The sequence below is a fragment of the Streptomyces sp. NPDC050806 genome, from assembly GCF_055586425.1.
The window spans coordinates 1-9064 of record NZ_JBVJIF010000023.1 but is presented as its reverse complement, the minus strand read 5'-3'; the positions used below and the strand labels follow the sequence as shown (position 1 = coordinate 9064).

The window sequence follows — 9064 nt, the reverse complement described above, 5'->3', positions numbered from 1 at the left end:
ATCTGCTGCAGCGTCGACCCGATGTCCGCCGTACGCGTCGTCGTCATCGACTGCACGGACACCGGCGCGTCACCACCCACGGCCACCGGACCGACCTGGATCCGGCGCGAGACGCGCCGGACTGCCAGGGGCCGGGCCGGGACCTCCGGGAGCCCCAGAGGGACAGGCTCACTGAGGGTCATGACATCACCCACGGCTTCCGGCGGCGGTCTCGCGGGCGGCGCGCAGCGACTCCTTGAGGGAGCCCATGGTCGCGAGGACGGCGGTCGGTTCGTAACCGCAGTGCGCCATGCAGTTGGCGCAGCGCGCGTCCTTGCCGCGGCCGTACTTGTCCCAGTCGGTCTCCTCGATGAGCTGCCGGTACGTGGGGACGTACCCGTCGCTCATCAGGTAGCAGGGGCGCTGCCACCCGAACAGGGAGTAGTTCGGGATCGCCCAGGCGGTGCACGGGAAGTCCGCCTTGCCCTCCAGGAAGTCCAGGAAGAGCGGGCTGTGGTTGAGCCGCCAGCGGCGCCGGTTGCCGCCCGCGAAGGCCTTCTTGAACAGCTCCCTGGTCTGCTCGACGCCGAGGAAGTGCTCCTGGTCGGGGGCCTTCTCGTAGGCGTAGGCGGGCGACAGCATCATCTCGTCGACCTTGAGGTCGTCGTTGAGGAAGTTGAGCACCTCGATGATGGTCTGCGGGGTGTCGGTGTTGAAGAAGGTGGAGTTGGTGGTGACCCGGAAGCCGCGCCGCTTGGCTTCCTTGATCGCCGCCACCGCCTCGTCGAACACGCCTTCCTTGGCCACGGACTCGTCGTGACGCTCGCGCATCCCGTCGATGTGCACCGCGAAGGCGAAGTACGGCGAGGGGGTGAACTTGTCCATCTTCTTGCGCAGCAGCATGGCGTTGGTGCACAGGAAGACGTACTTCTTGCGGTCCACCAGCTGGCGTACGATCTCGTCGATCTGCGGGTGCATCAGGGGCTCGCCGCCCGCGATGGACACCATCGGGGCACCGGACTCCAGGACGGCGCCGACCGCCTGGGCGACCGGCATCCGCTGCTTCAGCACGCCTGCCGGGTGCTGGATCTTGCCACAGCCCTCGCACGCGAGGTTGCACGCGTAGAGCGGCTCCAGCTCGACGATGAGCGGGAACTTCTCACGCCGCCGGAGCATTTTCTGTTCAAAGAGATAGGTCCCGACCCTGATGGTCTGACGGAGCGGCATGGCCATCTGGCTCACCTCCTGGGGAGCAGCAAAGAACGGTGCCATTCAAAGAAGACGGGAAGGACGGCACACAAGACACGGAAGGCCGATATTCCCCCGCGTATCGTGCCGATACGGACGAGTTCGTGCTCTGGAGCGTCCACGACCACCCGTACGGCCGCAACCGGGCGGGGCCCGGCGCGCAGCGCGGTGCCGAGCGTCGCGGCGGACTCCATGTCCACGGCGACCGCTCCCGCGGCGTGCAGCGCGGCCCGCTCGGTGCCGCGTACGACGTGGTCGCTGCCGAGCAGCAGCCCGGAGTGCACGGTCAGGCCGCGCTCCTTCAGGGCCGCGACCATCGGCGCGTTGTCGCGGCAGACGCTCTCCGGACGGCCCGGCTGGTGCTCGCGGGTCGCCTCCGCGACGACCACGTCACCGGGGCGCATGCCGGGCGCGAGGCCGGCACAGAAACCACTGGCGACGACGGGCGAGGCCGCGGTGGGCGAGCCGGCGGCGAGCGCGGCGCCGATGGCCCGCTCGGCCGCCTGCGGGCCCATGCCCGTACGGAGCACGGTGGCGCCCGGGCCGCCGCGCAGCGCGAGCCGCTCGATGCCGAGCGCGCAGGCAACGAGCAGCGGGGGCGGAGGGCCCGGGGCCGGGCCGGCCGGGGCGGTCATCTAGACCCCCGGAGCAGCACCGGCCGGACCGCCGCCCAGGTAGCGGCCGAGGGCCGTGAGCGGGAAGACCTGCCGGTAGAGGTGGTAGTTGATCGAGAAGTCCCAGGGGAAGCCGGTGCCGGTGAAGTAGGGCTCGTCCCAGGAGCCGTCCGGGCGCTGGGTCGCGGCGAGGTATTGCACACCGCGCTCGACGGCCTTGCTGTCCCGCTCGCCGGCCGCGAGCAGCGCCATCAGCGCCCAGCCGGTCTGCGAGGCGGTGGAGGCGCCGCGCCCGATCCACTCCCGGTCCCGGTACGAGCGCTGGTCCTCGCCCCAGCCGCCGTCCTCGTTCTGCACCGACTCCAGCCAGCCGACGGCGCGGCGGATCGCGGGGTGCGAGAGGGGCAGGCCGGCCGCGGTCAGCGCGGGCAGCACGGAGCCGGTGCCGTAGACGTAGTTGGTGCCCCAGCGGCCGAACCACGCGCCGGTCGGGTCCTGCTCGGCCAGCAGCCATTCGATGCCGCGCCGGACGCGCGGGTCGTGGGTGGCGCCGACGTCCGCCGCCATCTCCACGACATGCGCGGTGACATCGGCCGACGGCGGGTCGATGACCTCGCCGAAGTCGCAGAAGGGCAGCCGGTCGGGGAAGGGGCTGGTGTTGTCGGCGTCGAAGGCGCCCCAGGCCCCGTTCTTCGACTGCATGCCGAGGTTCCAGCGCACGGCGCGGCGTACGGCCTCCTCGACGCGCTGCGGGTCCGGGTGCTCGACGCGGCGCAGGGCGAGGACGACCTCGGCGGTGTCGTCGATGTCGGGGTAGTTGTCGTTCTCGAACTCGAACGCCCAGCCGCCCGGGGGCAGCGTCGGCCTGCGTACGGTCCAGTCGCCGGGCCGGTCGATCTGCTCGTCCAGCATCCAGACGGCGGCCTTGACCAGCTGCGGATGGTCCCGGGGTACGCCCGCGTCGGCGAGTGCGATGGTGGCGAGGCAGGTGTCCCAGACCGGGGACTGGCAGGCCTCGATCATGCGTGCGCCGTCCTCGCGCCATACCGTGAAGCGGTCCAGGGAGGCCAGGCCCGCGCGGAGGACGGGGTGCTTCAGGTCGTAGCCCAGCAGGTGCAGCGCGATGACCGAGTAGACCGCCGGAGGCTGGATGCCGCCCCAGCAGCCGTCGTTCTCCTGCCGCTCGACGATCCAGCGGGCCGCTGCGCGCATGGCACTGCGGCGCAGCCGGCGCGGGGCGACCTTGTGGTAGAGGTGCAGCGCCTTGTCCAGCCGCTCGAAGACGCCGTCCCAGGTGGTGACGGGGGCGGGCGGGCGCGGCGGGTTCGGGTTCCGCGGGTCGGTGTGCAGCTCGTCCAGCGCGAAGGGCGCGGGGCGCACGGGCCGCTTGGCCGAGACGATCGTCAGCGGGACGATGGTCTGCCGGGCCCAGCAGCCGAAGTCGTAGATGTTGAGCGGGAACCACTTCGGGAGGGCGATGAGCTCCGGCGGCAGGTCGGGCAGGTCCTCCCACTTCCACCAGCCGAAGAGGGCCAGCCAGATGCGGGTGAAGACCCGGGCGGCGGCGATGCCGCCGTGCTCGCGGATCCAGCCGGCGGCCTTGGCCATGTGGGGCGCGTCGGGCGCGTCGCCCGCCAGGCGGAGCGCGACGTAGCCCTCGATCGTGGTGGACAGCTCGCCGGGCCCGCCGTAGAAGGTGGCCCAGGTGCCGTCGTCCCGCTGCTCGCCGCGGATGTAGCGCGCGGCGGCCTCGGTGGTCTTCTCGTCCCTGATGCCGAGGAACTGCCGGAGCATCAGGTCCTCGGCGTCCATCGTCACGTTCGTGTCGAGGTCGCCCTTCCACCAGCCCGCGGAGTCCTGGAGGGAGAGGAGATGGTCGGTGGCCCGGGCGGTTGCCTGCCGCGCCGCGCCCGTCACGTCTCCGGGGGGCGGGGCCTGAAGGTTCGGATCGGTGGTCTCAGCGTTGGCATCGCTGGCCGAGGGGGCCCGGGACGGCAGGGCCCCGGTGCTTCCGTCGGTCGTCGCTGTCATGGCTTCCCCTTCTGCAGTGATCAAAGAAAAATGCATGGGGCTTCCGTCGGCCGGTGCCGGGTCCCGGTATGGCGTACCGGGCGCTGCCGACGCCGGCCGGCGACTGCGATCTAGGTCGGGTTAATCGTGATCATCTCTTCCGTACGACGACGAAGTCCGCAAGGGCGACCAGCTGTGCGCGGACCTCTCCGGGCATGTCGATCTCGTCGAGCGCGGCGATCGCGGTGGCGTGCTGGCGGCGGGCCTCCTCCGAGGTCCACTCGCGGCCGCCGGCCTCCTCGATGAGAGCCGCGCGGGAGGCGAACTCCGCCTCCGTGAAGTCTGCGATCTCGGTCTCGCTCTTCTTGGCGTCGGCGGCCAGGATGTGGGCGAGCTTCTCGGATGCCGGGCCGCCCGCGTCCAGGGCGGCGACGACCGGCAGCGACTTCTTGCGCTGCCGCAGGTCGGACCAGGTCTGCTTGCCGGTGGCCTCGGGGTCGCCCCAGATGCCGAGCAGGTCGTCGACGGCCTGGAAGGCGAGGCCGAGGTGGTAGCCGTACTTCTCCAGGCTGTCGGCCGTACGGTCGTCGGCGCCGCCGAGCACCGCGCCGATGGAGACGGCGCAGGCCAGCAGCGCGCCGGTCTTGTTGCCCTCCATCTCCAGGCACTCCGCGACGGTGACCCGGTCGCGGTGCTCGTAGGAGATGTCCTGGGCCTGGCCGTCGATCAGCTTGCGGGTGGCGATGGTGAGCCGGCGCGTCGCGCGTCCGGCGTCCACGGTCTCCAGCTCCAGCAGTATCTCGTTGGCGAGCGCGAAGAGCGCGTCACCGACCAGGATGGCCTGGGCCGGGCCGTGCACCTTCCACACGGTGTCGCGGTGGCGGCGCTGCTCGTCCCCGTCCATGAGGTCGTCGTGCAGCAGCGAGAAGTTGTGCACCAGCTCCACGGCGACGGCGCCGGGGATGCCGACCTCGGGCGCGGCGCCCGCGGCCTCCGCCGAGATCAGGGCGAGGGCCGGACGCACGGCCTTGCCGCCGTCGCCCGACGAGGGCGCTCCCGCGGCGTCGATCCAGCCGAAGTGGTACGCGGCCACGGTGTCCATGGGAGGCGCGAGCCGGTCAACGGCGGCCCGCAGCACCGGAGTGGCAAGCCTGCGCCCGCGCTCCAGGAGTGCGGTGACGCCCTCGGTGTCGATTACTGGGGAAGCCGGATGCACGGTTTCTCCTCTGTTTCCGGTGCTCGTGTTCGTGCGAGCGCGCGTACTCGTTGTCATGCCGCCTCCTGGGGCAGTGAACCCTGGGGGAAGCCGAGTTCGGTGAGTGCCTCGCGTGCGGCGCTGATGCCGCTGCGAACAGCGCTTTCCATGGTCGCGGGCCACCCGGTGGCGGTCCACGCACCGGCCAGGTACAGGCCGGTGGACTGAGTGCGGGCGGCGGGCCTGAGCCGGCCGACGCCCGGTGCGGGGGCGAACGTCGCGGTGCGCTCGCGGGTGACGAAGAAGTCGCGGACCTCTGCCCCGCGCGCGGCGGGCAGCACCCGCGCCAGCTCCGGGAGGTACCGCTCGCGCAGCACGCCGACCGGCAGGTCGATCTCGTCCTGCGCCGCGGACTGCGAGACGGCGAGGTACTGCCCGCCGCCCTGCATGCCCGAGGCGTCCGTACGGTCGAAGACCCACTGCAGCGGCGAGCCGAGCGCCGCGAAGAACGGGCGGCGCAGCACCTTGCGGTCGTAGAGGACGTGCACGTTGAGGATCGGGGCCGTGCCGATGTCCAGCAGCCGGTCGGGGCTGTCCAGCGCGCCCGGCGGCAGCAGGCCGTGCGTCTCGCGCTGCGGCAGGGCCAGTACGACGGTCTCGGCGGTCAGCTGTTCCTGGCTGTGCGGGCCGTTCTCGACGGTGACCTGCCAGCGCTCCTCGTCGGTACGGGTGACGGCGGTGGCCCGCGTACGGGTCTCCACGCGCACCCCGGCCTTCTCCAGCGCCGTCCGGGCGAGGGTGTCGTGGACGTCGCCGAGCGGGACGCGGGACCAGCCGATGTCGGCGGCTCCCGGATCGGAGAGCAGGCCGGTCTTGAAGACCATGGCGGCGAGCCCTGCGGAGGCGTCACCGGCGCGGGCGTTGAGGGTCGCCACGCCGACCAGGTCCCACAGGGCCTCGACGGCACGCGGCGTCTGGCCGTGCCGGGCGAGCCAGCTGGCGAAGTCGGTGCGGTCCAGCTCGGGGTCGGCCGGATCGAGGCCCTTCAGGGCGAGCGCGGCGCGGCCCACGGAGGCCCGCTCGGCGAGCGAGAGGTGCGGGTAGGTGGCCAGGCTCGCGGCGAGGTGCAGCGGTACGGGCAGGGCTGTACGGCGCAGCCGGCCCAGGCGGGCGCCGGCGGCGGCCCGCGCGGGGTCGGCGTCGAGCACCGGTACGTCCAGCCGGTCCTGGACCGGCATCAGGTGCGCGCCGCCGACCCGCTCCAGGAAGTCCCGGTAGGCGGTGCAGCAGCGCAGGTAGACGTGCTGGCCGTTGTCCACGCTCAGCTCGCCTGCCGCGGAGTCGCGGCGGAACGAGAAGGCGAGCCCGCCCAGCCGCGGCCGGCCCTCGACGAGGGTGACGCGCAGCCCCGCTTCGGCGAGCGCGAGGGCGGCGGTGGTGCCCGCGAGGCCGCCGCCCACGACGACCGCCGCGGCGCCCCCGTCTCCGGCAGCGCCCGTGGTGACGTGCGAGGCCGACCGTGTGTCGGCGGAAGTCATGCGTCCTCCCGGATTGCTGCTGTCATTGACGCAGCGGTTGCCCGGAGGGTTGCCCGGGGTTCCAGGGCGCGTGCGGTGCGTACGTGCGCGGGCGCGCACCGGCTCGTTCCAGGTGTCATCCGCGCCTCCTGACGGCCTCTCGGCGGACGATCGCCCGCGCGTCCAGCCCGGAGAGGCCGCGGACGGCGACGAACGCCTTCTCATGGCCGGGCAGCGAGACCCGGCCGCGCAGCACGGCCTCGGGGTCGTCGGCGATCCGGCGGAGCAGGCGGTGGTAGATGCCCGCCATCGCGGCGACGCAGGCACCGCTGCGCCGGTCGAGCATGGGCAGCAGCCGGAACCCCTCGGCGAACAGGGCGCGGGCCCGCCGTACTTCGAAGTGCACGAGGCCGGTGAAGTCCGCGCCCGGGGGCGGCACCGGACCGTGGAATCCCGCGGCGCAGCCGAACTTCTCCAGATCCTCGGCGGGCAGGTACGTCCGGCCGTTGTCGGCGTCCTCCCGTACGTCCCGGAGGATGTTGGTCAGTTGCAGGGCAAGCCCGAGCGTATCGGCGTACTCCGGGGCGCGATCCGCCTCCGGTGCGCCGGGCACGGTGCCGAACACGCCGAGCGAGAGCCGGCCGATGGCCCCCGCGACACAGCGGCAGTAGTCCTTGAGGTCGTCCCAGGTCTCGTACCTCTCACCGTGCACGTCCATCAGGACGCCGTCGATCAGCTCGTCCAGGCCGTCCAGCGGCAGCGGGAAGCGGTGCGCCGCGTCCGCGAGCGCGACCGCCACCGGGTCGGTGTCGTCCTCGGCGACCTCGCCGTCCTTTATGCGCGCGAGCAAACCACGGGTGTCCGCGAGCCGCTGCTCCTTCTCGGCGGGCGCCAGCGCGCCGTCGCCGATGTCGTCGACCCGGCGCGAGAACGCGTACAGCGCCGACATCGCCTGTCGCTTGTCGACGGGCAGCAGCCTGATTCCGTAAGCGAAGTTTCGTGCCTGCTGCCCGGTAACGGCCTCGCAGTAGCGGTACGCAGCGAGCACCGGCGCGGACGCGTGTGCGGTTGCCTCCACGGTCCGACTCACCCCTCTCTTCGCAGTGTCGCCCCTACCGCGCGCAGCAGACCGAGCTTGCTGGGCTTGGGCGGTCCAGGGAGGACGTCGTGGTCGGCGGCCGCCACCGCCTGGAGGGCAGCGCGTCCGCCGGCGACGAAGCCGGAGAGCAGCAGCTTGAGTCTGCCGTGGACGCTACCCACCAGCGGGGCACCTTCATTCAGCAGGTCACGGGCGCGTTCCGCCTCGAATGCAACCAGTGCGCGCGCCTGTGCGCCCCCCTTCGGAGCGGCCAGGTCGGATTCGGAGACACCGAACCGCTTCATGTCCTCGGCGGGCAGATAGATGCGGTCCCTCCGCAGGTCCTCGGCGACGTCCTGGATGTGCTCGACGATCTGGAGGGCGGTGCAGATGGCGTCCGAACGGCGGATGCGCTCGGGCGTGCTCGTGCCCGTGATGCCCAGGACGAGCCGGCCCACGGGATTGGCGGAGAGTTCGCAGTAATCCAGCAGGTCCGCGTAGCCGGGATAGCGGCTGACGCGCTGGTCCTGCCGGTTGGCCTCGATCAGGCGCTCGAACGGCTCTGGGCTCAGATCGCAGCGCCGTACGGTCGGGCCGAGGCGGCGCATGAGCGGGTGCCGGGGGCCGGGCGCGCGGTCACTGTAGACCCGGCGCAGGTCCGCCCCCAGGGCGTCCAGCATCGCGAGGCGGTCCCCCGCCTGCGCGCGGTCGAGGCCGAGCAGCACGGCGTCGGCGCCGCCCGGCGCGAGGTCGCCGTCGCCGATGTCGTCGACCAGGCGTGCGAATCCGTAGACCGCCATCAGGTCGGCGCGCCAGGCGCGGGGCAGGAAGAACGGCGCGACGGGGAAGTTCTCGTGCGCGGCCTTGTCGAGGACGGCGCGCTCGGGCGCGGGCACGACAGGCTCCGGGCTCACCGGAGGCTGCCCGGCGCGTTCCGGAGCCGGAGAGATCCCGTAGCCATTGCCGTCACGTCTCCCGTTCTACACCGCCACGCTTAAACTGCATATTTCGGACACGCCGCAGCTGCGCCACCTGTCCGATCAGGGCGTCCATCGACGCCGTCGGATCATATTGCCCGACTTGCACCACATGTGCCGTTCGGCACCCGTACAGCTTACGCCGTACATTTCACACTCGTCCGAGGGGGTACCGAACCGCGAAGCAACGATCCGGACAACTCCGACAGGCGGACAACCGTTCCTGGAGCGGCTGGAGTTGACCGTCTTTTGAACGGCGAAGGCCTCCGCGCCGAGAGGGCGCGGAGGCCTTCTTGCCGGGATCCGGGCTACTTGCCCGTTTCCTTCTCGTACGCCTTGATCACTTCGTCCGTGGGGCCGTCCATGAGGAGCTCGCCCTTCTCCAGCCACAGCACCCGGTCGCAGGTGTCCCGGATGGACTTGTTGTTGTGGCTGACCAGGAAGAC

At 71.9% G+C, this 9064-nt stretch carries 8 protein-coding genes and 1 pseudogene; all 9 read right to left on the bottom strand.

Features of this window, described 5'->3' with window-relative positions; genetic code table 11:
* A partial coding sequence (locus ACZ6WH_RS38775) for a flavodoxin-dependent (E)-4-hydroxy-3-methylbut-2-enyl-diphosphate synthase (RefSeq protein WP_469734854.1) occupies positions 1-182 on the bottom strand: 182 nt, incomplete at its 3' end.
* A 4-nt stretch (positions 183-186) separates the two neighbouring features.
* Entirely contained in the window at positions 187-1212 is a 1026-nt protein-coding gene (gene hpnH, locus ACZ6WH_RS38770) for an adenosyl-hopene transferase HpnH (RefSeq protein ID WP_361561234.1), read from the bottom strand.
* A 5-nt stretch (positions 1213-1217) separates the two neighbouring features.
* Positions 1218-1862, bottom strand: coding sequence for a phosphorylase family protein (locus tag ACZ6WH_RS38765; RefSeq protein ID WP_469734851.1), 645 nt, complete (start codon positions 1860-1862; stop codon positions 1218-1220).
* Positions 1863-3872, bottom strand: a complete 2010-nt coding sequence (shc, locus tag ACZ6WH_RS38760) for a squalene--hopene cyclase (RefSeq protein WP_469734849.1) — start codon at positions 3870-3872, stop codon at positions 1863-1865.
* A 130-nt stretch (positions 3873-4002) separates the two neighbouring features.
* A complete protein-coding gene (locus ACZ6WH_RS38755; RefSeq protein WP_432860675.1) occupies positions 4003-5124 on the bottom strand; it encodes a polyprenyl synthetase family protein in 1122 nt (373 codons plus the stop codon).
* Complete coding sequence (hpnE, locus tag ACZ6WH_RS38750; RefSeq protein WP_469734847.1) at positions 5121-6584, bottom strand: hydroxysqualene dehydroxylase HpnE; 1464 nt, start codon at positions 6582-6584, stop codon at positions 5121-5123. The genes ACZ6WH_RS38755 and hpnE overlap by 4 nt, the downstream gene beginning before the upstream one ends.
* Before the next feature lie 115 nt (positions 6585-6699).
* A complete protein-coding gene (hpnD, locus tag ACZ6WH_RS38745; RefSeq protein WP_469734845.1) occupies positions 6700-7653 on the bottom strand; it encodes a presqualene diphosphate synthase HpnD in 954 nt (317 codons plus the stop codon).
* Entirely contained in the window at positions 7650-8537 is an 888-nt protein-coding gene (gene hpnC / locus ACZ6WH_RS38740) for a squalene synthase HpnC (RefSeq protein ID WP_469734843.1), read from the bottom strand. Before hpnC ends, hpnD begins: the two co-directional genes overlap by 4 nt.
* 389 nt (positions 8538-8926) lie before the next feature.
* Positions 8927-9064: pseudogene (locus tag ACZ6WH_RS38735) on the bottom strand (ABC transporter ATP-binding protein); the annotation flags it as partial.